The organism is Burkholderia sp. MS389, from assembly GCF_016899425.1.
Classification (GTDB): Bacteria; Pseudomonadota; Gammaproteobacteria; order Burkholderiales; family Burkholderiaceae; genus Burkholderia; species Burkholderia sola.
In genome coordinates this window covers 906,466-929,899 of record NZ_CP045996.1, presented here as the reverse complement: position 1 = coordinate 929,899, position 23,434 = coordinate 906,466, and the positions used below count along the sequence as shown (strand labels likewise).

The 23,434-nt window shown below is 70.4% G+C and carries 20 protein-coding genes; 15 read left to right on the top strand and 5 right to left on the bottom strand.

Features of this window, described 5'->3' with window-relative positions; translation table 11 throughout:
• The first annotated feature begins 194 nt into the window (after nt 1–194).
• From GJG85_RS33825 to GJG85_RS33775, 11 genes are all read left to right on the top strand, one after another.
• Complete coding sequence (locus GJG85_RS33825) at nt 195–548, top strand: chemotaxis protein (RefSeq protein ID WP_204384582.1); 354 nt, start codon at nt 195–197, stop codon at nt 546–548.
• A gap of 184 nt (nt 549–732) precedes the next feature.
• A complete protein-coding gene (locus tag GJG85_RS33820; protein ID WP_204384581.1) occupies nt 733–1,596 on the top strand; it encodes a BON domain-containing protein in 864 nt (287 codons plus the stop codon).
• Nucleotides 1,597–1,642: 46 nt separating this feature from the next.
• Entirely contained in the window at nt 1,643–4,453 is a 2,811-nt protein-coding gene (locus tag GJG85_RS33815; RefSeq protein WP_239469010.1) for an ABC transporter transmembrane domain-containing protein, read from the top strand.
• Nucleotides 4,395–4,922, top strand: coding sequence for a hypothetical protein (locus tag GJG85_RS33810; protein WP_034196537.1), 528 nt, complete (start codon nt 4,395–4,397; stop codon nt 4,920–4,922). Before GJG85_RS33815 ends, GJG85_RS33810 begins: the two co-directional genes overlap by 59 nt.
• Before the next feature lie 240 nt (nt 4,923–5,162).
• Nucleotides 5,163–5,912, top strand: coding sequence for an SDR family oxidoreductase (locus GJG85_RS33805; protein WP_089490470.1), 750 nt, complete (start codon nt 5,163–5,165; stop codon nt 5,910–5,912).
• Nucleotides 5,903–6,514, top strand: a complete 612-nt coding sequence (locus GJG85_RS33800) for an HAD-IIIA family hydrolase (RefSeq protein ID WP_050014010.1) — start codon at nt 5,903–5,905, stop codon at nt 6,512–6,514. Before GJG85_RS33805 ends, GJG85_RS33800 begins: the two co-directional genes overlap by 10 nt.
• Nucleotides 6,511–7,713: a glycosyltransferase family 9 protein gene (locus tag GJG85_RS33795; protein WP_089490471.1), complete on the top strand. Its 1,203-nt coding sequence runs from the start codon at nt 6,511–6,513 to the stop codon at nt 7,711–7,713. The genes GJG85_RS33800 and GJG85_RS33795 overlap by 4 nt, the downstream gene beginning before the upstream one ends.
• 3 nt (nt 7,714–7,716) lie before the next feature.
• A complete protein-coding gene (locus tag GJG85_RS33790) occupies nt 7,717–9,459 on the top strand; it encodes a carbamoyltransferase C-terminal domain-containing protein (RefSeq protein WP_089490323.1) in 1,743 nt (580 codons plus the stop codon).
• A complete protein-coding gene (locus tag GJG85_RS33785) occupies nt 9,459–10,460 on the top strand; it encodes a glycosyltransferase (protein WP_089490324.1) in 1,002 nt (333 codons plus the stop codon). Before GJG85_RS33790 ends, GJG85_RS33785 begins: the two co-directional genes overlap by 1 nt.
• Nucleotides 10,457–11,545 (top strand): glycosyltransferase family 9 protein, encoded by a 1,089-nt coding sequence (locus GJG85_RS33780; RefSeq protein ID WP_124631022.1) that lies wholly within the window; start codon nt 10,457–10,459, stop codon nt 11,543–11,545. The genes GJG85_RS33785 and GJG85_RS33780 overlap by 4 nt, the downstream gene beginning before the upstream one ends.
• Complete coding sequence (locus GJG85_RS33775) at nt 11,535–12,485, top strand: glycosyltransferase family 4 protein (protein ID WP_050014005.1); 951 nt, start codon at nt 11,535–11,537, stop codon at nt 12,483–12,485. Before GJG85_RS33780 ends, GJG85_RS33775 begins: the two co-directional genes overlap by 11 nt.
• Before the next feature lie 24 nt (nt 12,486–12,509).
• Here GJG85_RS33775 and GJG85_RS33770 read toward each other — a convergent pair whose 3' ends face one another.
• Nucleotides 12,510–13,547 (bottom strand): sigma-54 dependent transcriptional regulator, encoded by a 1,038-nt coding sequence (locus tag GJG85_RS33770; protein ID WP_204384826.1) that lies wholly within the window; start codon nt 13,545–13,547, stop codon nt 12,510–12,512.
• A 343-nt stretch (nt 13,548–13,890) separates the two neighbouring features.
• On the opposite strand from GJG85_RS33770, the gene GJG85_RS33765 reads away from it, so the two are divergent.
• On the top strand, nt 13,891–15,258 hold the full coding sequence (locus GJG85_RS33765) for a sigma-54 dependent transcriptional regulator (RefSeq protein ID WP_050014003.1): 1,368 nt from the start codon (nt 13,891–13,893) through the stop codon (nt 15,256–15,258).
• Between the two features lie 17 nt (nt 15,259–15,275).
• On the opposite strand, the gene GJG85_RS33760 is transcribed toward GJG85_RS33765, so the two are convergent.
• Both GJG85_RS33760 and GJG85_RS33755 read right to left on the bottom strand, forming a co-directional pair.
• Nucleotides 15,276–16,199 (bottom strand): glycosyltransferase, encoded by a 924-nt coding sequence (locus GJG85_RS33760; protein ID WP_050014002.1) that lies wholly within the window; start codon nt 16,197–16,199, stop codon nt 15,276–15,278.
• Nucleotides 16,178–16,873 carry a PIG-L family deacetylase gene (locus tag GJG85_RS33755; protein ID WP_050014001.1) on the bottom strand — a complete coding sequence of 232 codons (696 nt, stop codon included), beginning with the start codon at nt 16,871–16,873 and terminating at the stop codon, nt 16,178–16,180. Before GJG85_RS33755 ends, GJG85_RS33760 begins: the two co-directional genes overlap by 22 nt.
• A gap of 131 nt (nt 16,874–17,004) precedes the next feature.
• Between GJG85_RS33755 and GJG85_RS33750 the strand changes: the two genes are divergently transcribed.
• Nucleotides 17,005–19,311: an ATP-binding protein gene (locus GJG85_RS33750; protein ID WP_204384579.1), complete on the top strand. Its 2,307-nt coding sequence runs from the start codon at nt 17,005–17,007 to the stop codon at nt 19,309–19,311.
• A gap of 51 nt (nt 19,312–19,362) precedes the next feature.
• Here GJG85_RS33750 and GJG85_RS33745 read toward each other — a convergent pair whose 3' ends face one another.
• Together GJG85_RS33745 and GJG85_RS33740 are read right to left on the bottom strand one after the other, a co-directional pair.
• Nucleotides 19,363–20,409 carry a UDP-glucuronic acid decarboxylase family protein gene (locus GJG85_RS33745; protein ID WP_089490328.1) on the bottom strand — a complete coding sequence of 349 codons (1,047 nt, stop codon included), beginning with the start codon at nt 20,407–20,409 and terminating at the stop codon, nt 19,363–19,365.
• Nucleotides 20,409–21,728: a glycosyltransferase family 1 protein gene (locus tag GJG85_RS33740; protein WP_204384577.1), complete on the bottom strand. Its 1,320-nt coding sequence runs from the start codon at nt 21,726–21,728 to the stop codon at nt 20,409–20,411. Before GJG85_RS33740 ends, GJG85_RS33745 begins: the two co-directional genes overlap by 1 nt.
• 244 nt (nt 21,729–21,972) lie before the next feature.
• Between GJG85_RS33740 and GJG85_RS33735 the strand changes: the two genes are divergently transcribed.
• A complete protein-coding gene (locus tag GJG85_RS33735; protein WP_089490472.1) occupies nt 21,973–22,374 on the top strand; it encodes a BON domain-containing protein in 402 nt (133 codons plus the stop codon).
• A 30-nt stretch (nt 22,375–22,404) separates the two neighbouring features.
• On the top strand, nt 22,405–23,433 hold the full coding sequence (locus GJG85_RS33730) for an SDR family oxidoreductase (RefSeq protein ID WP_050013996.1): 1,029 nt from the start codon (nt 22,405–22,407) through the stop codon (nt 23,431–23,433).
• Nucleotide 23,434: the final 1 nt, after the last annotated feature.

Here is a 23,434-nt window from a genome sequence, read left to right as displayed (position 1 = left end):
GGGCGCGCCGGCGGCGGCCATACGGAGCGAATTGGCACGTCCGAAAGCATAAAGGAACTCGATTCAGCTGATCAATGGGTGCGCATGGGCCGTGCCGTCCGCAGGGCCCGCCGTCCGCGCCGGGCGCGGCATGCCGATTGCACGCCGGGACGGTCCGCCTGCCGCGCGGCGGCAAGCCAGGCAAGGAGATCGACATGAACAGCACGCTGAATCCCGATAACGAACCGGCCGGCCCGGACGACGACAACGCCAGCCGCGGTCGCGACGGCAGGGCGCTCGGCCCGAGCGACTCGTCCGACAGCGGCAGCGACACGGCGGGCGCGCGGCGCCATCCGTTCGACGTCGATTCGCCGCTGGACGACCACGCGCTCGAACGCGGCGACGCGGCGCTCGACAGCGATACGGACCGCGCGGGGACCGGCGAGCGCGCGTCGGCGGACGGCGATTCGACGCTCGAGGAGGGCGCCGATATCGAGCCGGACCGCACCGAGCGGCTGAGCGAACCCGGCCGCACGGACGACCCGGACGAATCCGGCGCCGTGCCGTGACGCCCGGCACGCAAAAACTGCAATCGCGTTGCAGATTGGGGCGCCTGACGGCTTCCCGGCGCTGCGGCGCGCAACCGTCGCGGCCCGGCCACGGCGCCGGCACGCGATTTGCATTCACCCGACCGACGCGCGCCGCGACGCGGCACGGTGCCGTGCGCGGCGCAGGCGATCAAGGAGAGACACGATGCAACGACGATATCCCGGACGGTCCGGCGAGCGCGGCGGCCCGCCCGACTGGCACGAGCGCAACGAACGCGCGTACCGGGGCGCCGGCGAGCGCGGCATCCCGGACGACCCGGCCCGATGGCCGGAAGAAGATGACGAATCGGCTTACCGCCGCTTCGCGAGCGAGGACGTGGGCCCGGAAGACTGGGGCAGCGAATGGACCGAGCGCGCCGCGCGGCCGGCCGACCAGCAGCGCGGCGCGGCCGACCCGGACTGGCCGGGCGTCGCGCGCCAGCCGGCGCGCGACGCCGAGCGCGGCTACGGCGAACCGGGTCGCCGTGCGGAGGGTCGCGAAGGCCGGTACGGCGGCGAGCGCCCCGAATTTCGCAGCCCGCACCGGATGCGCGCATCCGGCGGCGAGCGCGACATAGGCGACCCGCGCGGCGACCCGCGCTACGGCGGCAGCGCCCCCGATCTGTCGCGCTTCGGCAGGGACACCGAACGCGACGCACTGCGCCATCGCCGCGGGCCGAAAGGCTATACGCGCTCGGACGAACGGATTCGCGAGGACGTCTGCGAGCGGCTCGCGCACGCGCTCGAGATCGACGTGAGCGACGTCGCCGTGCAGGTGAAAGAAGGTCGCGTCGAACTGGACGGCACGGTGCCGGCGCGCTGGATGAAGCACGACATCGAGGATCTGGCCGACGGCTGCCTGGGCGTGCGCGACGTCGAGAATCGCGTGCGCGTGCGCCGCGACGACGAACACGATACGGGCATGGTGCTGCATCCGGACCAGCGGACCGTCACGCCGACCCAGCCTGCCGCACGCGACCCCGAACCGGGCACCGTGGTGGGCGGCCGCGAGCGCGAACCGCGCCATTGAGCCCCGTGCGTGAAACGCCGCGCCCCCGACCGCGAGTAATGCGTGCATGACGACCGGAATCGACGAAACACCCGTCAACGAACGTGATGCGGCGGCAGGCCGCGACCCGCGCGAACTCCGCCATCGCCACGACAGGCGCGGCCTGCGCGTCCGGATCGCGGTCGAACTCTGGCGCGCGATCTGGCATTACCGCGCACGCGTGCTCGCGGCGATCGTGCTGCTGGTGCTCGCGAAAGCGGCGGCCGTGTCGGTGCCGCTGCTGCTCAAGGACATCGTCGACGGCTTCGGTCGCGCGGCCGGCCAGCCGATGGCGTGGCCGGTGCTGCTGCTGTTCGCGTACGCGGTCGTGCGCTTCGCGTCGAACGCGCTGAACGAAGTCCGCGACATGACCTTCGTGCAGGTCACGCAGCATACGGTCGCGTCGTTTACCGTGCGCACGTTCGGCCATCTGCATCGCCTCGGCGCGCGCTTTCATGCGCAGCGCGAGACGGGTGCCGTCGTGCGCGACCTCGAGAAAGGCACGGCCGGCATCGGCTACCTGCTCGGCGTCGCGGTGTTCACGATCGTGCCGACGGCGATCGAGATCGGCTCGGTGCTCGTGATCGTGATCGGCAAGTACGGCGGCGGCTTCACCGCGATCATCCTCGTCACGTTTGCCGTCTACGCGGCGTATACGGTGGTGTTCACGCGCCGGCGCATGCGTTACCAGCGGCGCGTGAACGCATTGGAGGCCGAGTCGAATTCGCGCGTGGTCGACAGCCTGCTGAACGTCGATACGGTCAAGTACTTCGCGCGCGAGGACGTCGAGCGCGACCGCCTCGACCGCGTGCTCGACGCATGGCGCGAGGCCGGCGTCGACAACCAGTACGCGCTGTCGACGCTGCATATCGGGCAGAGCGCGTGCATCGGCGCGGGAATCGCGGCGGTGATGCTGCTCGCCGGGCAGCAGGTCGCGCGCGGCGCGATGACGATCGGCGATCTCGTACTGATCAACGCGTACATCATCCAGATCAGCCTGCCGCTGAATGCGCTCGGCTTCGTGTTCCGCGAGGCGAACGACGCGATGACGAACATCGAGCGGCTGTTCGGGCTGCTCGATGCGCGCGGCAAGCCCGGCGAGGACGGCGATGCGCCCGGCGCGCAGCCGCTCGTCGTGCGCGGCGGCGCGATCGAGTTCGAGCATGTCGACTTCGGCTACGAGCCGAGCCGGCAGATCCTGTTCGACGTGTCGTTCCGCATCGAGCCCGGGCAGACGATCGCCGTGGTCGGCGGCAGCGGCTCGGGCAAGTCGACGCTCGCGCGGCTGCTGTTCCGGCTGTACCAGCCCGACGCGGGCACGATCCGGATCGACGGCCAGGATTTACGGCTCGTTACCGAGCGCAGCCTGCGCGACGCGCTCGGCATCGTCCCGCAGGACACCATCCTGTTCAACGACACGCTCGCGTACAACATCGCGTACGGCAAGCGCGACGCGACCCGCGGCGAGGTGATCGCGGCCGCGCGCGGCGCGCAGCTCGACGCGTTCATCGAGCGGCTGCCCGATGCGTACGACACGCGCGTCGGCGAGCGCGGCGTGCGGCTGTCGGGCGGCGAGCGGCAGCGGGTCGCGATCGCGCGCGCATTGCTGAAGGCGCCGCCGATCGTCGTGTTCGACGAGGCGACGTCGGCGCTCGACACGCGCTCGGAGCGCGCGATCCAGCAGGAGCTGATGCGCGTCGCGCAGCATCGCACGAGCCTCATCATCGCGCACCGGCTGTCGACGATCGTCGATGCCGACCGCATCCTCGTGATGGAGTACGGCCGGCTCGTCGAGCAGGGCACCCACGACGATCTGCTGGAAAGCGGCGGCGTGTATGCGCAGATGTGGTCGCTGCAGGCGAAGCAGCGCGAACTGGAACGCACGGAGGCGAAGTTCGCGCGGCAGCCGGTGCGGATCAACCCGCTCGTGTCGCAGGTGCTCGATTCGCTGGCGGAGGCGGCCGCGCTGCGCGGCGTGCCGGTGTTCCGCCATGTGTCGGACGAGGATCTCGTCGTCAACGCCGATCCGGCCGCGCTGCGGCGCTTCGTGTGGGAACTGTGTCGCGGCGCGATCGAAGCGAGCAGCGGCGGGCAGCTCGAGGTGCGCACCGCGCGCCACGACCCCGAAGCGCGGATCACGATCGCGTGCGCGGGCGTCGACGCCACCGAACTGTCGCTGATCGATCTCGAACGATTGCAGGACGCGATCGAGGAGGCCGGCGGCTACGTCGTGCGCGAACGCGACGATACTGGCGTGACGCTGCACCTGTCGCTGCCGATGTATGCGGTGGCGCCGGCGTCGATGCAGCCCGACGGCGCGTCGCCGCATCCGGAGGCCGGCAAGGCGGCCACGGCGAAGCCGCTCGACGGGCTGCGCATCGCGTGCGTGGACGACCACGACGAGGCGCGCGAGGCCCTCACCGCGCTCTTGAAGGTGGCCGGCGCCGACGTGCACGCGTATGCGTCGGGCCAGGCGCTGCTGGACGACCTGTGGCGCGCGCGCCGGGCCGACTGGCCGGCGCTGCTCGTCTGCGACATCGATCTCGGCGACGACGAGGAGGACGGCTACGCGGTGATGGCGCGCGTGCGCCAGCTCGATGCCGCGCGCGACCGCGACGGCCGTGCGCCGCTCGAAGCGCTGGCGTTGTCCGGCCATGCGCGCGATCGCGACCGCACGCGTGCGGTCGAAGCCGGTTTCCATGCGTACCTGACCAAGCCCGCGGTAGCGGCCGACCTGATCGCGGCGTTGCGTGCGCTCGCGTTTTCCTCCGGAGAAATCCATGCCGAACCTTCTGAATCCGACGACACCCGAAGCCCTGAACGCACGTCGCGGCGGTAGCGCGTTCGCGGACCGCCAGGCCGCGGTGGCGGCCGTCGAGCTGCTGCTGCCGACCCTGTCCGCCGCGCTGCAGAGCGATTTCGTCGGCGACAGCGGTTGCCTGCACATCGTGATCATGGACCCGGCGCTCGGGCCGCACGATGCGGCGTTCGAGGACGCGATCCTGTATGAGTTTTCGCTGCCCGACCCGAAGGACTGGGACGCCGACTATCGCGCGTATGCACGGGCCAAGGCGCGGCTGTCGTGGGAAACGGGCCGCGACGGCCACGTCGTGCAGGCGCTGGAGCCGTACCGGCTGCGCGCGGGCGACACGAACCTGTGGGGCGGCGTCGCGCTCGGCGGCATCGTGGTCGGCGTGTCGGGCGCGCAGCCGTGGTTCGACGAGGCGTTCGCGGGCTGCATCGCGCATTGCCTGCGCGCGCTCGCGAAGCACCGCGCGCAGGCCACGCCCGACGGGCTCGCGATCTGAGGGGGCCGCCCAGGTGGGGCCGCCCAGGTGGGGCCGCCTAGGTGGGGCCGCCCAGGCGCGGCCGCCCGGGCCGGTTTTTACAGCAGGTTATAAAAAAGCCAGCGAGCGTGTGCCTCCGGCCCGATGCGGCGCGGGCCCGCGTAGGCCGGCACGGTTTTAGCTGTACCTCCTGCACGGACGGTTGTCGCGACAAGTGTCGCCGTCAGCCGGATTGCTTTCCGACATCGACAGGAGGTGCAGGTGAACGCGACTCACGATCCAGCCAAACCGCCGCTCGCCGGCCGGACCGCACTCGTGACCGGGGGCGGCCGCGGTCTCGGCGAAGCCATTTGCGAAGAGTTGGCGCAGCACGGCGCGCATGTGGTCGTCGCCGATCTCGACGGGGACCGCGCGGCAGCCGTCGCGCAGCGGCTCGAACGGCACGGCGGGCAGGCGGTGGGCCGGCCGCTCGACGTGCGCGACGAAGCATCGGTGCTGCAGGTCGTGCACGATGCGCGCGAATCGCTCGGCGACCTCGACGTGATCGTCAACAACGCGGCGATCGACGTGACCGCGCCGATCGACGACGTGAGCGTCGACGCGTGGCAGCAGGTGCTGATGACGAACCTGTTCGGCCCGTACCTGATGTGTCACGCGGCCGTGCCGATGATGAAGGCGCGCGGCGACGGCCATATCGTGAACATCGCGTCGACCGCGTCCAAGCGTGCGTGGCCGAACGCGTCCGCGTATCACGCGACGAAGTGGGGGCTGCTCGGCCTGTCGCACGCGCTGCATGCCGAGCTGCGGCCGAGCGGCGTGCGCGTGTCGGCGATCGTCGCGGGCGGGATGCGCACGCCGTTCCTGCTCGACCGTTTTCCCGACATCGACGAGGACACGCTGCAGCCGCCGGAGCACGTTGCGGCCGCCGTGCGTTTCGTGCTGATGCAGCCGCCGGGCACCGTGGTGCCGGAGCTGATGGTGCTGCCGATGAAGGAGACGTCATGGCCCTGAAGCGCGAACGCCGGCTGCCCGGCGCGGTGCTGCTCGACAAGGACGGCACGCTGCTCGACGACGTGCCGTACAACGTCGATCCCGCGCGCATGCGCCTCGCGCCGGGCGCTGCGCGCGCGCTGCGCACGCTCGGCGCGACCGGGATGCCGCTGGCGGTCGTGTCGAACCAGCCGGGCGTCGCGCTCGGCCGCTTTACCGAACACGAGCTTGGCGCGGTCCGCCAGCGCCTCGCCGAATTGTTCGAAGCGAACGGCGCGACGCTGGCGGATTTTTTTTACTGCCCGCATCACCCGAGGGGCAGCGTGCCGCGCTACACCTGCGACTGCATCTGCCGCAAGCCGCGCCCCGGCATGCTGCGCCGCGCGCTGGCCGCGCTCGGCGCCGCGCCCGAATGGAGCTGGATGATCGGCGACATCCTCGACGACGTCGAGGCCGGCCGCACCGCCCGCTGCGGCACGATCCTGGTCGACTGCGGCAACGAGACCGAGTGGCGGCTCAACGCCGCGCGCACGCCGCATCACGTCGTCGATCGCATCGACCTCGCCGCCGACATCGTCGTGCGCGAAGCCGCGCGTCGGCACGGCTCGTGGGTGCGGCAATGAGCACGGCCTGGAGCCGCGCCCGCCGCATCCTGTGCGTGCGGCTCGACAGCATCGGCGACGTGCTGATGACCACGCCCGCGCTGCGCGCGCTGAAGGAGAGCGGCGCCGATCGCCAGCTGACGCTGCTGACGTCGCGCACGGGCGCCGCGCTCGCGCGGCATCTGCCGATGGTCGACGACGTGTGGAGCTACGACGCGCCATGGGTCAAGCATCCCGACGTGCGCGGCGATCCGGTGGCCGATCTCGACATGATCGACCGGCTGCTGGCGGGCCGTTTCGACGCGGCCGTGATCTTCACCGTCTACAGCCAGAATCCGCTGCCCGCCGCGATGATGTGCTGGCTCGCCGGCATCCCGCTGCGGCTCGCGCATTGCCGCGAGAACCCGTATGAATTGCTGACCGACCGCGTGCCGGAAACCGAGCCGGCATCGCACGTGCGCCACGAGGTCGCGCGCCAGCTCGCGCTGGTGCGTGCCGTCGGCGCGAAGACGGCGGACTGGCGGATGGCGTTCGAGCCGGGCGACGCGGCGCGGCGTGCGGTGCATGCGCGCCTGCAGGCCGCGTTGCAGCGCTTCGGCGGTGCACGGCGGCCGGCGGCGGAGCGCCCGCGTTGGCTCGTCGTCCATCCGGGCGCGACCGCCGCGTCGCGGCGCTGGCCGGCCGAGCGTTTCGGCGAAGCGGCCGCCGCGGTCGCGCCGCTGTTCGACGGCATCGCGGTGACGGGCAGCGCGGACGAACGCGCGCTGGTCGACGCGGTGTGCGAACGGGCGGGCTCGCGCGCGGTGCCGCTCGCGGGCGTGCTGCCGCTCGGCGAACTCGGCGCGCTGATCGAGACGGCCGACCTGCTGCTGTCGAACAACAGCGGCCCCGTGCATCTCGCGGCCGCGCTCGGCACGCCGGTGGTCGACCTGTATGCATTGACCAATCCGCAGCACATGCCGTGGCGTGTGCCGCACCGTGTGCTGAACGTCGACGTGCCGTGCCGCAACTGCTATCGCAGCGTGTGCAACCAGCCCGGCCATCCGTGCCTGCGCGGCGTGAGCGTCGACGACGTCGCCGCCGCCGTGCACGCGTTGCTGCGGGGCAGCGCGCGCCATGCGCAACGCACGGCCGCGCGGGCTGCCGCGCACGACGACGAGCCGGTCGCGGCGCACGCATCGAACGTGATTCCGTTCGCGCACGTCATCACGAGGAACTGACGCATGCCTGATCCGATCCATACGCTCGGCATCAACGCCGCCTTCCACGACAGCGCCGCGTGCATCGTGCGCGACGGCGTCGTGATCGCGGCGGCCGAGGACGAACGCTTCACGCACGTGAAGCATGCGAAGCGCCCGGTGCCGTTCTCGACCTGGGAGCTGCCTTTTCACGCGATCGACTATTGCCTCGCGGAAGCGGGCATCACGCTCGCGGACGTCGACCACGTCGCGTATTCGTACGACCCGTGGTTCGAACTCGACCGCGAAGGCACGGCGCCGGCGCTGACCCTGCCGCTGTCGCCGTCCGCGCATGCGCCGCGCGAGGACGGCGCGTCGCCGTGGCATCCGCTGTTCCTGTCGTCGATCGTCAACGCGCCGCGCCAGCTCGCGGGCGGCGTGCCGCATCATCTGCAGCGGCGCTTTCGCGGCGTCACGCACGACGGGCCGTTCCGCTGGCATTTCATCGAGCACCATCTTGCGCACGAGGCGAGCGCGTTTCTCGCCGCGCCGTTCGAACGCTGCGCGGTGATGACGATGGACGGGCGCGGCGAACGGGCGACGACGAGCTACGGCGTGTTCGACGGCCGATCGTACCGGCGGCTCGGGCAGGTCAATCTGCCGCATTCGCTCGGGCTGCTGTACGAGCGCTTGACCCGCTATCTCGGCTTCCTGCACTCGTCCGACGAATACAAGGTGATGGCGCTCGCGTCGTACGGCAAGCCGGTGTTCGCCGACGAGATGCGCAAGCTCGTGCAGTATCGCGGCGAAGGGCGCTACGACGTGCGCGACGCGGATCTCGCGGCACTGTTCGGCCCGCCGCGCGAACGCGGCGGCCCGATCGAGCCGCATCACTGCGACATCGCGCACGCGCTGCAACGGGTGCTCGAGGAGACGACGCTGCAGGCGGTCGCCTGGCTCGCCGCCGAGACCGGCGAGCGGCAGCTCGCGATGGCGGGCGGCGTCGCGCTGAACTGCGTGATGAACGCGAAGATCCGCGATCGCGGCCCGTTCGACGACGTGTGGGTGCAGCCGGCCGCCGGCGACGCGGGCACCGCGCTCGGCGCCGCGCTATGGACCGACTTCCGGATGCGCGGCGCGCGCGGCGGCTGGCGGATGGATCATGCGTACCTGGGGCCGGCCTACGACGACGACGCGATCGAGGCGTTCCTGAAGGAAGCGCAGCTGCCGTACCGGCGGCTCGCCGACGTCGCCGCGCAGACGGCCGCGCTGCTCGCGGCGAACCGCGTGATCGGCTGGTTCCAGGGGCGCATGGAGTTCGGCCCGCGCGCGCTCGGCGCACGGTCGATCCTCGCGTCGCCGATCGATCCGGACATGCAGCGCAAGCTGAACCGGATCAAGGATCGCGAGGATTTCCGGCCGGTCGCGCCGGTCGTGCTCGAGGATCGCGCGCATCACTGGTTCAGCGGCGGCCGGCGCACGCCGCTGCGCGCGCCGTTCATGCTGTTCGTGTACGACGTCCTGCCCGAGCGCGCCGAGAAAATTCCGGCCGTGCGCCACATCGACGGCACCGCGCGCGTGCAGACCGTCGACGCGACGCAGCATCCGCTGCTGCATGCGCTGTTGACCGAGTTCGACGCGCTCACCGGCGTGCCGGTGCTCGTCAACACGTCGTTCAACACGCGCGGCGAACCGATCGTGTGCTCGCCGCGCGACGCGATCGAATGCTTCTGGACGTCGCCGCTCGACGCGCTCGTGATCGGCCCGTTCCTGCTGGAGAAGCCGTGATGAACATGCGCGACACGCAGCTGCCGCCGGTGGTGTCGGTCGTCGTGCCGACCTACCGGCGGCCCGATCTGCTCGAACGCTGCCTCGACGCGCTGTGCGTGCAGGTGTTCGACCCGACCACCTACGAGATCGTCGTCGTGGACGACGACCCGGCCGGCAATGCGCGCGCCGTCGTCGATGCGTGCCGCGCGCGCGTGACCGACGTGCCGGTGATCCGCTACATGACCGCGCCCGACACGCAAGGCCCGGCCGGCGCACGCAACGTCGGCTGGCGCAGCGCGGGCGGCGCGCTGATCGCGTTCACCGACGACGACACGATCCCCGATCCGGACTGGTTGCGCAACGGCGCGGCCGCGCTGCAGGCCGCGCCGTCGGCGGCGGCCGCCGCCGGCCGGATCGACGTGCCGTTGCGCCCGCGCCCGACCGACTACGAACGCGACGCGGCGGGGCTCGCGCATGCGGAATTCGCAACCGCCAACTGCTTCGTGCGGCGCGCGGCGCTCGAACGCATCGGCGGCTTCGACGAACGCTTCACGCGCGCGTGGCGCGAGGACGCCGACCTGATGTTCGCGCTGCGCGAGCATGCGGGGCCGATCGTCGACGCCGACGCCGCGCGCATCGTGCATCCGGTGCGCCCCGCGCGCTGGGGATCGAGCATCGGCGCGCAGTCGAAGGTGTATTTCGATGCGCTGTTGTACAAGAAGCACCGCGCGACGTACCGGCGTCATATCCGGCCCGTGCCGCCGTGGCATTACTACGCGGCCGTGCTCGCCGCGCTCGGCGCGATCGGCTGTTTCGCCGCTGGCTGGCCGGCGCCGGCCATCGTGTGCGTCGCGGTGTGGGCCGCGATTACCGCGGGGTTCTGCGCGAAACGGTTGCGCGGCACGCAGCTCACGGCGTCGCACGTGGCAGAGATGATCGTCACGTCCATCGCGATTCCGCCCGTGTCGCTGTATTGGCGCATGCGCGGCGCACTTCACTTCAGAGTGCTATTCCTATGAAGCTCGATCCCAGCGTCGATTCAGACGGCCTGCACGGCCCGAAGCGGATCGCGGTGTTCCGTGCGCTTCAGCTCGGCGACATGCTGTGCGCGGTGCCCGCGCTGCGCGCGCTGCGGCGCGGCGAACCCGATGCGCGCATCACGCTGATCGGCCTGCCGTGGGCGCGCGAGTTCGCGTCGCGATTTTCCGATTACATCGACAGCTTCATCGCGTTCCCGGGCGCGCCGGGCCTCGCCGAGCAGCCCGAACCCGACGCGGCCACGCGCGAAGCGTTCATCGCCGAATGCCGCGCGCGCGACTTCGATCTCGCGATCCAACTGCACGGCAGCGGCGTGCACACGAACGCGATCGTCGCGTCGCTCGGCGCGACGCGCACGGCCGGCTTCGTGCCGGCCGACGGCGGCACGACCACGCTCGACTGCGCGCTGGTCTGGCGCGACGACGAACCGGAGGTGGCGCGCTATCTGGCGCTCACGCGCAAGCTCGGCTATGCGGACTGGGGCGACTACCTCGAATTCCCGCTCGGCGGCCTCGACTACGCGCTGTGGCACGTGCTCTGCGACGAACATGCGCTCGATCCCGGCCGCTACGTGATCGTTCATCCCGGCGCGCGGATGGCGTCGCGGCGCTGGCCCGTCGAACGCTTCGCGCTCGCCGCGCGGCAGCTCGCGGACGACGGCTGGCAGATCGTGCTGACAGGCACGCGCGCGGAACTGGGGCTCGCGAGCGCGTTCGCCGAGCACCTCGGGCGGCCGTGCGTGAACCTGTGCGGCCGCACGCCGCTCGGCGCGCTGGCCGCGCTGATCGCCCGCGCGCGGCTGCTGTTGTGCAACGACACGGGCGTATCGCATGTCGCGGCGGCGCTCGGCACGCCGAGCATCGTCGTCGCGTGCGGCAGCGATACGGCCCGCTGGGCGCCGCTCGACGCCGAACGTCATCGCGTGCTCGCGAACTACCCGGCGTGCCGGCCGTGCATGTTCGATACCTGCCCGTACGGGCACGAGTGCGCGACCGCGATCGGCGTCGGCGACGTGATGGACCGGGCGGGCGAACTGCTCGCGGAGGAGAGACGTCATGTCTGTTAAGCGGTTGCGCGTGCTGACCTGGCACGTGCATGGCAATTATCTGTATTACCTGTCGCAGGCGCCGCACGATTTCTACATCGTGACGAAGCCGCAGCATCCGCCCGGCTATGCGGGCCGCGTCGGCCACCTGCCGTGGGGCGACAACGTGCACGAGGTGCCGGCCGAGTGCGTGCGCGACACCGAATTCGACTGCGTGCTGTATCAGCACGTGAAGCACTACCAGCACGACCGCCTGCGGCTGCTGAGCGAAGCGCAGCGCGCGCTGCCGACGCTGTTCGTCGAGCACGATCCGCCGCGCGAGCATCCGACCGACACGCTGCATCCGGTGCAGGACCCGAACGTGTTGCTGGTGCACGTGACGCCGTTCAACGCGCTGATGTGGGACAACGGCGTGACGCCGACGCGCGTGATCGAGCACGGCGTGCTGGTGCCGGAAGGCGTCGAGTATCGCGGCACGCTGCCGAAGGGCGTGGCCGTCGTGAACAACCTCGCGCGCCGCGGCCGGCGCCTCGGCGCGGACCTGTTCGAGGTCGTGCGGCACAGCGTGCCGATCGACCTGGTCGGGATGGGCTCGACCGAACTCGGCGGGATCGGCGAAGTGCCGAACCCGGCGCTGCCGCAGTTCCTGTCGCACTACCGGTTCTTCTTCAATCCGATTCGCTACACGAGCCTCGGGCTCGCGGTGATCGAGGCGATGATGATCGGGCTGCCGATCGTCGCGCTCGCGACGACCGAGATGGCGCAACTCGTGAAGACCGGCAGCAACGGCGTGGCCGATACGCGGCCGGCCGTGCTGATCGACGCGATGCGGACGCTGATCCGCGATCAGGAACTCGCGCGCGAGTGGGGCGCGGCGGCCAAACGCGACGCGTGCGAGCGATTCGGCATCGAGCGCTTCGCGCGCGACTGGGACGCCGCGCTGCGGGACGTGACGGCGTGACGGCGGCGGCTTGGGCCGCCGCGCTCACGGAGGCGGCGCGGGCGGCGAGCTCGGCGTGCTGTTGCCGTTCGACGCAGTCGCCGCCGCCGGCGCGTTGCCGCTGGCCGCATTGCGCTCGCTTTCGGGCAGCAGCGCGAGGCGGTTGTACAGCGTTTTCAGGCTGATGCCGAGCGCTTTCGCGGTGCGCGGCTTGTCGCCGTTGAAATGCCGCAGCGACGCGACGATGAAGCGCTGCTGCGTATGCGCGAGCGTCGTGCCGATATGCAGCGTCATCGCGTTGTGACGCACTTCCTCGCGCGGCGGCGGGCGGCGCGGCAATTGCAGTTCGATCTGCTCGTCGGCGAGGATGAACGCGCGCTCCAGCGCATTGCGCAGTTCGCGCACGTTGCCGGGCCACGTGTAGGCGCGCAGCGCCTTCATCGCCTGCGTCGACAGGCGCTTCCTCGTGCGGTGCCGCGCGTTCAGCCGTTCGACGATCTGCAGCGCGATGTCGCCGACGTCGTCCTCGCGCTGCCTGAGCGCGGGCACGTGCAGCGCGATCGGCGCGATCCGGTAGAACAGGTCTTCGCGCAGCGTGCCGTTGCGCATGGCCTCGACCGGATCGTGATGCGTGGCCGCGACGATCCGCACGTCGAGCGGAATCGCGTCGTGGCCGCCCACGCGCACGATCGTGTTGGTTTCGAGCGTGCGCAGCAGCTTGACCTGCAATTCGAGGGGCATCTCGGCGATTTTGTCGAGAAACAGCGTGCCGCCGCGCGCGGCTTCGAACATGCCCACATGTTGTGCAACGGCGCCCGTGAAGCTGCCTTTTTCGTGACCGAACAAATGCGACTCCGCGATGTCTTTCGGAATCGCGCCGCAATTGACGGGCACGAACGGGCCGCGCCGGCGCGGGCTCATATCGTGAATGAGGCGGGCGACGATATCCTTGCCCGCTCCGCTTTCGCCAACCACCAGCACACTCACGCGGGTGGCGGCGACGCGCGACACTTTCAGTAGCAGATCCTGAATGGTTCTCGAACGGCCGAACAGTCGCGTGCCGTCATCGTCGGATTTCGACATGGAGTATGACCGGTTGGGAAGTTTTGACCGAATGTGTCGTGACCAGGTAAAAACGGCGTAGCATGCGTCGTTATTTACGTATTCAGGATACCTTTTATACCGCTTCATCGACATTGAATCTGGCAATGCGGTTCGCGCCGGCAGATAGATTTATTCGATGAGCGACGAATGCACGACACCCTTCTTCTATACTGCTAAGCACGCGTTTTCAGTGCAGGACAGCTTGTCTGCCCATTCGTGTGCAGCGTTGAAAATGCCGTCGAGGCCTTTGTGACGTGCATGACGCTGCACGTGTCGCGGTACCGGCCGACGCATGTGCCGGGCCGCATTAACAGGAGCCTCGATGCCTTACGTCCTGATCGTCGAAGACGATGCCGATACGCGAACGATGCTCGCCACGCTCGCACGCACGCAGCAGTTGACGTGCGATACGGCCGCGACGCTTGAAGAAGCGCGCACGCTCGTCTCGACGCATACCCCCGATCTCGTGCTGTGCGACCTCGTGCTGCCCGACGGCAACGGGATGGATCTGTTCGACGCGCTGCCCAAGCGCGCGCATTGCGAAATGGTGTTGACCACCGGCCACGCGAGCCTCGAAACCGCGATCGATGCGTTGCGGCGCGGCGCGACCGACTATCTGGTGAAACCGCTGAACATGCAGCGGCTGAACAGCATCTTCGCGCGCGTGCCGCGCACGAGCGCGCTGCACGAGGAAATCGCGGAGCTGCGTTCGGAGCTGCAGCGCCTCGGCCGCTTCGGCCGCATGCTCGGCAGCTCGCCCGCGATGCAGGCCGTGTACGACGCGATCGGTCGCGTCGCGCGTACCGAAGCGTCGGTGCTGCTCACCGGCGAATCGGGCACCGGCAAGGAGCTCGCCGCGCAGACGGTGCACGACCTCAGCCTGCGCCGCCGCGGGCCGTTCCTCGCGGTCAACTGCGGCGCGATCGCCGCGAACCTGGTCGAGAGCGAGATGTTCGGCCACGACCGCGGCAGCTTCACCGGCGCGGAGCGCCAGCACAAGGGCTTCTTCGAACGCGCGGACGGCGGCACGCTGTTTCTCGACGAAATCACCGAAATGCCGGTCGAATCGCAGGTCAAGCTGCTGCGCGTGCTGGAAACCGGGCGCGTCACGCGGCTCGGCTCGACGCGCGAGATCGACGTCGACGTGCGCATCGTCGCCGCGACCAACCGCGACCCGGAAGCCGCGATGGCCGACGGCAAGCTGCGGCCCGACCTGTTCCACCGGATCAACGTGTTCCCGATCCCGCTGCCGTCGCTGCGCGAACGCGGCGACGACATCCCGATGCTCGCCGATGCGTTCCTGCAGCGCTACAACGAGGAGAGCGGCCGCAATCTGCGCTTCTCGCCAGCCGCGCGCGAAGCGCTGAAAACCTACGAATGGCCCGGCAACGTGCGCGAGCTGCGCAACTTCGTGCAGCGCGCGAGCATCTTCACCGATGCCGACGTGATCGACACGCTGCCGCCGCCGATCATGGACGAACTGTCGAGCATGGTCGATTCGCACGAGGATCGCGTGACGGTGCCGTTCGGCACGCCGCTCGAGGAAGTCGATCGCAAGCTGATCCTCGGCACGATCGCGCAATGCGGCGGCGTGAAGGCGCAGGCGGCCGAGGTGCTCGACGTCAGCCTGAAGACGATCTACAACCGGCTCGCGCAACTGGAAGACGAAGCGGAAAAGCCCGATTCCTGATGCCGCTACGCTCGCGTTCATGTTTCGGTTCCGGCCTCGCGGCGCGGGTCGCGCTCGAGGCGGCGACGCATGCGTTCGACGTGCGGCGGGATCGCGCGTCGTTCGCGCAGGATCCACGGCAGCCCGGCGAACGTGCGCACGATCGCGCGTTCACGGCGCAGCAGCGGCAGCATGCGCACCGTATGCAGGCACGCGGCGGCGGCCGGCCATCTGAGCCACGCGGTCCACACCGCGTTGCGGGCGGCGGTGCGCTCGCGCGTTGGCCGGTCGCGCTGCGTCGACGGGTAGTGATGGACGGTGAGGCGCGGCGCATACACGAGCCAGTGCCCCGCGCGAGTCAGGTCGAGCGCGAGCAGCGCTTCCTCGCCGCCGAGAAAGTAGCGCGGGTGGTAGCCGCCCGCGTGCACGAACGCGTCGCGCCGGAACGCGGTCGCGCCGGCCAGCAGCCCGAGAATCGGCCTGCCCGGCAGCGCGACGGGCGCGTCGAGCGGGCTGTCGGCCATCAGTCGGCAGGTCGGGTCTTCGCGCTCGCCGGGGCCGACCAGCACGCGCGCGGTGACGGCCGCGACGTGCGGATACGCGTCGAGCAGGTTCGCGGCTTCGGCGATCGAGCCGGGCGCCCACCACGTGTCGTCGTCGCAGAACGCGACGTAGCGCGTGCGGGCGACGTCGACGCCGAGATTGCGGCCGGCCGCGCCGAGGTTGCCCGGCGCATGCACGAGCGCGACATACGGAAAGCGCTCGCGGATCAGCATGGCCGTCTCGGCGTCGGCTCCGTTGTCGACGACGACGATCGCCGGCCGGTCCGGCAGCGCGCAAAGGTGGTCGAGCGTGCGTGCGAGTTCGGCGGTGCGTCGGCAGGTCAGCACGACGGCCGTCACGCGCGGCTCGGCCGGCGGCAGCGCGGCGCGCGCGGGCGTTACACGGACGGGACGTCGCATTCGAGTCGCCAGATCGTTTCGGGTTCGCGGAGCGCGGCGCGCATATGAGGCTCGAGCAGCGTCACCTGGCTGGCATACGCATCGACGGCGGCGGCTTTCGCGGCGACGCCGTCCGTCTTGCTGCCGGCCGGCGCGGCGACCGGATGCGCGATCCAGCCGCGTTCGCGCCAGCCGCTCACGCGCGTGGCCATCAGCCTTTCGATGCGGCGATAGGGCACGTCCTCGTAGAAGCGCCAGATGTGCGACGCATCGTCGTCACGCAGCAGCCACAGCATGGCTTCCTGCACCTGCAGATGATCGCGGTGGAACAGGCCGGCCGGCGCGAGCACGCCGAAGCCGGGGTGCGCGTCGATCACGTCGGCCACGCGCGCCGCGATCGCGGTCGACGTGGCCGGCACGCCGTACTGATCGTCGAGGAAGTCGAGCCACACGGGGCGTGCGTCGAGCAGCGCGAGCGCGCGGCGGTCTTCGTCGCGGCGCGCGCGCATGGCTTCGTCGGCGTGGCGAAACCCCGCGCGGCGATCCCACGGCGGCGCGGGCGTGCCGGGCGGCGGCACCCCCGCAAAGACCGTGACGACGATCGAGCCGGGCGCCTGCGCGAGCAGTTGCCCGCAACTGAAGACGGCATCGTCGAGATGCGGCGAGACGACGAGCCAGCGTGTCGGATCGGGCATGGCGTGAAGATCTCCATCGTGAGCGGCTGGGCCGCCGGTGCGCATCGGCCAACATGCGGGTCAGCATGTGTCGTGCCCACTCGCGGCGCCCCCGCCGGCCGCCGTCGACTGTCCGCACAGGAGCATGTCCAATGATCGAAATTGCACGGCCGCAGGCCGGAAATTACGCAACGGCCGTGATGCTGGTCGCGATCGCGACCGTGCTGCAGACGCTCGCGATCCGGTTCGGCGGCGTGAATCTGCCGTTCGTGCTGTATTACCCGCTGCTCGCCGGCGCCGCATGGGCGACGTCGTTCGTGTTCGGCATCGTGTCGACGGTGGTCAGCGGGCTGCTCGTCTGGACGCTGTTCCTGTCCGACCCGGCCGCCTATACGGCGCCGCTGCCCGACCGGCTCGTGCAACTGGGCACGTTCATGCTGATCGGCGCGCTGGCATGCGCGGTCGCGTCGCTGCTGCATCACACGCGGCTCACGAACGATCGCGCGCGCCGACGCGAGGCGTCTGCGCGCCGGCAGCTCGAAGCCGTGCTGCGCGCGCTGCCGCACGGCGTGATCGCGACCGATCCGAACGGGCGGCTCACCTATGTCAACGCGGCCGCGGCCGAACTCGTCGGCTGCCGGCCGGACGATGCGATCGGCCGGCCCGTGCGCGACGTGCTGCGGCTCGTCGATCGCGAAGGCCGCCGCGTGCAGACCACGCCGCTCGACCACGCGCTGGGCGGCGCCGACGCGACGTCCGACCGGCACTGGCTGCAGGCCGGCAGCGGCGATCCGGTGCCGATCGTCGCGGTCGCGTCGCCGATCGGCGATGGGGACGGCAACGTCGACGGCGCGGTGCTGCTGCTGCGCGATGCCGGTGCGGAGCGCGCGCGCGTCGACGCGTCGCGGCTTCAGCATGCGGTCGTCGATGCGTTGCCGGACGCGATCGTCGGGATCGACGCGAGCGGCCGCATCGCCAGCTGGAACGCGGCGGCGCAACGGATCTTCGGCTACGACGAGGACGACGCGCGCGGCCGCCGGTTCGACACGCTGATCGCGCGGCGCTGGTTGCGGCTCAACCCGCTCGTCGAGTCGTTCGACACGATGCAGGAGCCGATCGGGCCGCTCGAACTGTTGTGCGTGCGACGCGACGGCCGACGTTTTCGGGCGACGGTATCGGCATGCCCGGTGCACGGCGACGCGCGGGCGTGGGTCGCGCTGTCGCTGACACTGCGCGAAACCGGTGCGCAGCGCCGCCGCGACCTGCGGGCGCAGCGTTCGTTGCAGGGGGCGCGCGACGAGCGCGACCAGGCCGACACGTCGAACCGGCTGAAGGACGAGCTGCTGGCCACGGTATCGCACGAACTGCGCACGCCGCTGAACGTGATCTACGGGTGGATCGAGGTGCTGCGCAACACGGGCGACCACGCGTTGCAGCATCAGGCGATCGACGCGATCGATCGCAGCGCGCGCTCGCTCACGCGGATGGTCGGCGACATCCTCGACGCGTCGTCGCTCGCGACCGGCAAGCTGCGGCTCGATGCGACGCCGGTCGACGTCGTGCGGCTGTTCTCCGACCAGGTCGGCTCGTTCCAGACCGCCGCGTCGTCGGCCGGCATCCTGCTCGAATTCGACTGCGACGCGTCCGCGTGCATCGTGTCCGGCGACGCCGAGCGGTTGCGCCAGATGCTGTCGAACCTCATCTCGAATGCATTGAAATTCACGCCGACCGGCGGCAGCGTGACGGTCGCGCTCGCACGCGACGACAAGCATGCGGTGTTGACCGTCGTCGATACGGGGCAGGGCATCGCGACGGAATTCGCGCCGTACGTGTTCGACATGTTCCGCCGCGCGGACGATTCGCCCGCGTCGCCGCGGCGAGGGCTCGGCCTCGGCCTGTCGATCGTGCGGCACATCGCGGAGCTGCACGGCGGCCGCGTGAGCGTCGCGAGCGCGGGCCGCGATCGCGGCACGACGTTCACGGTGACGCTGCCGGCCGGCTGGCAGCCGGGCGGTGCGATGGCGTGGAGCATCGCGCAGGCCGGCGGCCGGCGCGACGCGCTCGTGCTCGACACGCACCGCATCCTGATCGTCGACGACGATGCGACCACGCGGGCGAGCCTCACGGCCGCGCTGACCACGTTCGGTGCGGCCGTCGCGATCGCGTCGTCCGGCCGCGAGGCGCTCGCGATGATGGCCGACATCCGCCCGACGGTCGTCCTGTCCGATCTCGCGATGCCCGACGGCGACGGCTTCTGGCTGCTGGACGCATTGCGGCGCGGCGCGCTGAACGGCGACGGCGGCCCGCCCGACGTGCGCGTGCTGGCCGTCACCGCGCACGCGGGCCTCGCCGACGAACGCCGTGCGCTGGAGGCCGGTTTCGACGGCTACCTGTGCAAGCCGGTCGACGTGCGCGAACTGGCGTACAAGATCGCGCACGTGACGAAACGCGACGGCTGACGCGCGGCGCGTCGCGGCGGCGTCAGGTCGTGTCGGTCGCGTCGGGTCGCGTCACGTGGTCGGCGCCGGCCGGTTCTGCGTGTGGACCTGCGCGAGCAGATGCGACGCGATGCGCGTGCTGCGCACCAGGTCGCCGGGCGCGTGGTGCGTGACCTGGCGTTGAATGAAGTAGCGCGCGGTGTGCGCGAGCCCGTTCGCGAACGTCGTCGTCGCGCGCCAGCCGAGCCGCTTCTGCGCGGCGGCCAGATTCGGCCGCCGCTGGCGCGGATCGTCGGACGGCAGCGGCCGGAACTCGATCGGCACGTTCGCGCCGACGATCCGCACGACTTCGCGCGCGACGTCGATCATCGCGATCTCGACGTCGCTGCCGAGATTGACCGGCTCGCTCGCGTCGCCCGGTTCGTCCATCAGCCGGATCAGCGCGTCGATCATGTCGTCCACGTAGCAGAACGAGCGCGTCTGCTTGCCGTCGCCATAGACGGTCAGCGGCTGTTCCGCGAGCGCCTGCGTGACGAAGTTCGACACCACGCGCCCGTCGGCCGGATGCATGCGCGGCCCGTAGGTATTGAAGATCCGCGCGATCCGCACGTCGACGCCATACTGGCGGTGATAGTCCGAGAACAGCGTTTCCGCGCAGCGCTTGCCTTCGTCGTAGCACGCGCGAATGCCGGTCGGATTGACCCGGCCGCAATAGTGCTCGTCCTGCGGGTGGACGTCGGGGTCGCCGTACACCTCGCTCGTCGACGCCTGTAAAATCCGCGCCTTCACGCGTTTCGCGAGACCGAGCAGGTTGATCGCGCCGTGCACGCTGGTCTTCGTCGTCTGCACGGGGTCGCGCTGGTAGTGGACGGGCGACGCCGGACACGCGAGGTTGTAGATCTCGTCGACCTCGACGTAGAGCGGAAACGTCACGTCGTGCCGCATCAGCTCGAAGTTCGGCGCATCGAGCAGGTGCGCGATGTTGTCCTTCGCGCCCGTGTAGAAATTGTCGACGCACAGTACGTCGTGCCCGTCCGTCACCAGGCGCTCGCACAGATGCGAACCCAGAAAGCCGGCGCCGCCGGTGACGAGCACGCGTTTTCGATCGTAGCCCTTCATTACGTATTCTCCTTGCGGTGTGCGAACACGCCTCGCGTGGTGGCGACCGGCGTGCGCCGGCCGGTGCCGGCCGACGTGCCGGCGCGCTGCGCGTGGGCGACGTCGCGGTAGATGTCGACGAGGCGGTCGGCGACGCCTTGCCACGTGTAGAAGCGATGCGCGCGCAGGTAGCCGGCACGGCCGAGCGCCGCGCACAGGTCCGGCTGCGCCCGCAGTTGCACGAGGCGCGCGGCCAGCGCGGCCGGGTCGCGCGGCGGCACGAGATAGCCGGTCGTGCCGTCGTCGACCGTCGTGCGGATGCCGCCGACGTCGCTGCCGATCACCGGCGCCGCGCAGGCCATCGCCTCGACCGGCGTGATGCCGAACGGCTCGTACCACGGCGTCGTCACGAACACGTCGGCCGCGCTGTAGTACAGGTGCAGCGCGTCGCGATCGCGCCGGCCGACGAAGGTCACGCGGTTCGCGATCCCGAGTTCGTGCGCGAAGGCGGCGAGCCGCGCGAGTTCCGGATCGCGCGCGGGGTCGGGCGTCGGCTGGCTGCCGCCGACGACGTACAGGTGCGTCGGCCGTTGCGGATCCCGCGGCATGCGCGCGAGCGCGTCGATCACCGTGTCGATGCCCTTGCGCGGCACGAGGCGGCCCAGTTGCAGTATGACGAATGCGTCCTGCGGCCAGCCCAGCCGCGCGCGCGCATCGACGCGCGGCACCGGCCGGAATTCCCGCGCATCGAAGCCGCACGGCACGATCTCGATGCGCGCGGTATCGGCGCGATAGTGCGTCGTCAGGTCGAGCGCATCCTGCGGGCATTCGGCGATCAGGCGGTCCGAGCGGCGCGCGAGCGTGTCCTCGATCGCGAAGCGCGCGTCGGGGAAGCCGTCGGCCGTGCCCTGGTGCAGCCGCCGCACGCGCCCGAGCGCATGGAACGTCGTGACGAGCGGGATGCCGAGCGCTTTTTTCACGCGCAGCCCGGCTTCGCCGGACATGAAGAAGTTCGCGTGCATCACGTCGACGGGGTCGGGCTCGCGCCGCATGCGCGCGATCATGTATTGCGCGAATGCGCCCATGTACGGCAGCAGCCGCTCCTTGGGCACGTCGGTCGGCGGCCCGGCCGGCACGTGGATCACACGCATGCGCGCGCCGATCGACACCACTTCCGGCAAATGGGGATTGTCGCAGCGCGTGTAGACGTCGACGTCGAGGCCGCGCTCCGCGAGCTGCTTCGCGACGTTCGCGACATAGATGTTCTGACCGCCGGCATCGACGCCGCCGATCACGCCCAGCGGCGATGCATGTTCACTGATCAACGCGATTCTCTGCATGGTATTGCTCCCGATATCGGGGCCGCGCACACGGGCCGCCGTTATCGGTCCCTCGGCAATCGGCATGCCCGCCGCATGGCGGGGAAAACCGCTTCTCCCCGTGCCGAAAAAATTACAACGCGTTGGATGAAAGGGCGTCTGATCGCGATGGCGCGCAGGCATGCGGCGCACGCGGCGCGGCACGCGATTTGCGCGACTTCCGCTCACTCGCCGGTTCGCCCGGCCCGATGAAAAGGAGGTCACGATGAAGGTATTCCAGCTGCAAGCCCACCCGCCGCGCATCCGTCGTCAGCGCGCGCTGCGCACCGGCATGGCGGTCGCGATCGCCGCGGCCACCGCGTGCATGGTCGTCGCGCCGAACGCGGTCGCCGCCGGCGACGACGGCACTGCATCGTCGTCGACGTCGTCGCATTCGAGCACCGGCACGAAGATTCGCGACGCGACGATCACCACCAAGGCGAAGGCCGAGCTGACCGGCACGAGCGGCCTGTCGACCGGCGACATCCACGTGAAGACGCGGCACGGCACCGTGACGCTCACCGGCAGCGTGCCCGACGAGCAGCAGCGCACGCAGGCCGTCAGCGTCGTGAAGCAGATCGACGGCGTGCAGGACGTGCGCGACCAGTTGACCATCCGGCCCAAATAATCGCGACGCGACCGTAACAGGAGTCCAGTGATGAACTGCATGCTCAAACCGGTCGGCGAACAGGCGATCGTGATCACCGGCGCGACGAGCGGCATCGGTCTCGTCACCGCGCGCAAGGCGGCACGGCGCGGCGCGAAGCTCGTGCTGTTCGCGCGCAACGAGGACGCGCTGAACACGCTGTGCGAGGAAATCCGCCAGCACGGCGGGCTCGCGGTGCCGGTCGCCGGCGACGTCGGCAACATCGAGGATCTGCAGCGCGCGGCCGCGGCGGCGGCCGACACGTACGGCGGCTTCGACACCTGGGTGAACAACGCGGGCGTGTCGATCTTCGGCACGGCCGCCCAGGTGCCGCTCGAGGATCAGCGCCGGCTGTTCGACACCAACTACTGGGGCGTCGTGCACGGCTCGCTCGTCGCGGCCGACCATTTCCGGCGCAAGAGCGATTTCCACGGCGGCGCAATCATCAACATGGGCAGCGAGGCGTCCGACGCGCCGCTGCCGCTGCAAAGCGCGTACGTCGCGTCGAAGCACGCGGTGAAGGGCTTCACCGATTCGCTGCGGCTCGAGATGGAAGCCGACCACCTGCCGGTGTCCGTCACGCTGATCAAGCCGGCCGCGATGGACACGATGTTCGTGATGCACGCGAAAAACTACATGAACGTCGAGGCGAAGCTGCCGCCGCCGATCTACGACCCCGATCTGGTCGCCGACGCGGTCCTGTTCGCGGCCGCGCATCCGCGCCGCACGCTGTTCGTCGGCGGCGCGGCCAAGTTCACGTCGGCGAGCGCGTATCACGCGCCGCGGCTGTTCGATCGCGTCGCGGCCACGCTGTTCTCGCGCGGCCAGCGCACGGTGCGGCCCGCGCGGCCGCGCGACGACAACGCGCTGTACGACTCGCGCCATGCGCTGCACGAGCGCGAAGGCATGGAAGGGCCGGTGCTGCGCAGCTGTGCGTACAACTCGGTGGTGCAGCGCCCGAAGGTCGCCGGCGCGGTCGCGCTCGGCGCGGCGGCGCTGGTGTTTGCCGCATTCGCGCGGGCGCGCCGGTCGTCCGCGTGAT

What these genes read in the sequence shown, in the direction of transcription:
- GJG85_RS33745 (WP_089490328.1), bottom strand. Translation starts at nt 20,409, where the DNA reads ATGAAGGGCTACGATCGAAAACGCGTGCTCGTCACCGGCGGCGCCGGC.
- GJG85_RS33820 (WP_204384581.1), top strand. Translation starts at nt 733, where the DNA reads ATGCAACGACGATATCCCGGACGGTCCGGCGAGCGCGGCGGCCCGCCC.
- GJG85_RS33740 (WP_204384577.1), bottom strand. Translation starts at nt 21,728, where the DNA reads ATGCAGAGAATCGCGTTGATCAGTGAACATGCATCGCCGCTGGGCGTG.
- GJG85_RS33755 (WP_050014001.1), bottom strand. Translation starts at nt 16,873, where the DNA reads ATGCCCGATCCGACACGCTGGCTCGTCGTCTCGCCGCATCTCGACGAT.
- GJG85_RS33795 (WP_089490471.1), top strand. Translation starts at nt 6,511, where the DNA reads ATGAGCACGGCCTGGAGCCGCGCCCGCCGCATCCTGTGCGTGCGGCTC.
- GJG85_RS33775 (WP_050014005.1), top strand. Translation starts at nt 11,535, where the DNA reads ATGTCTGTTAAGCGGTTGCGCGTGCTGACCTGGCACGTGCATGGCAAT.
- GJG85_RS33800 (WP_050014010.1), top strand. Translation starts at nt 5,903, where the DNA reads ATGGCCCTGAAGCGCGAACGCCGGCTGCCCGGCGCGGTGCTGCTCGAC.
- GJG85_RS33785 (WP_089490324.1), top strand. Translation starts at nt 9,459, where the DNA reads ATGAACATGCGCGACACGCAGCTGCCGCCGGTGGTGTCGGTCGTCGTG.
- GJG85_RS33825 (WP_204384582.1), top strand. Translation starts at nt 195, where the DNA reads ATGAACAGCACGCTGAATCCCGATAACGAACCGGCCGGCCCGGACGAC.
- GJG85_RS33815 (WP_239469010.1), top strand. Translation starts at nt 1,643, where the DNA reads ATGACGACCGGAATCGACGAAACACCCGTCAACGAACGTGATGCGGCG.
- GJG85_RS33790 (WP_089490323.1), top strand. Translation starts at nt 7,717, where the DNA reads ATGCCTGATCCGATCCATACGCTCGGCATCAACGCCGCCTTCCACGAC.
- GJG85_RS33730 (WP_050013996.1), top strand. Translation starts at nt 22,405, where the DNA reads ATGAACTGCATGCTCAAACCGGTCGGCGAACAGGCGATCGTGATCACC.
- GJG85_RS33765 (WP_050014003.1), top strand. Translation starts at nt 13,891, where the DNA reads ATGCCTTACGTCCTGATCGTCGAAGACGATGCCGATACGCGAACGATG.
- GJG85_RS33760 (WP_050014002.1), bottom strand. Translation starts at nt 16,199, where the DNA reads ATGCGACGTCCCGTCCGTGTAACGCCCGCGCGCGCCGCGCTGCCGCCG.
- GJG85_RS33735 (WP_089490472.1), top strand. Translation starts at nt 21,973, where the DNA reads ATGAAGGTATTCCAGCTGCAAGCCCACCCGCCGCGCATCCGTCGTCAG.
- GJG85_RS33810 (WP_034196537.1), top strand. Translation starts at nt 4,395, where the DNA reads ATGCCGAACCTTCTGAATCCGACGACACCCGAAGCCCTGAACGCACGT.
- GJG85_RS33780 (WP_124631022.1), top strand. Translation starts at nt 10,457, where the DNA reads ATGAAGCTCGATCCCAGCGTCGATTCAGACGGCCTGCACGGCCCGAAG.
- GJG85_RS33770 (WP_204384826.1), bottom strand. Translation starts at nt 13,547, where the DNA reads ATGTCGAAATCCGACGATGACGGCACGCGACTGTTCGGCCGTTCGAGA.
- GJG85_RS33750 (WP_204384579.1), top strand. Translation starts at nt 17,005, where the DNA reads ATGATCGAAATTGCACGGCCGCAGGCCGGAAATTACGCAACGGCCGTG.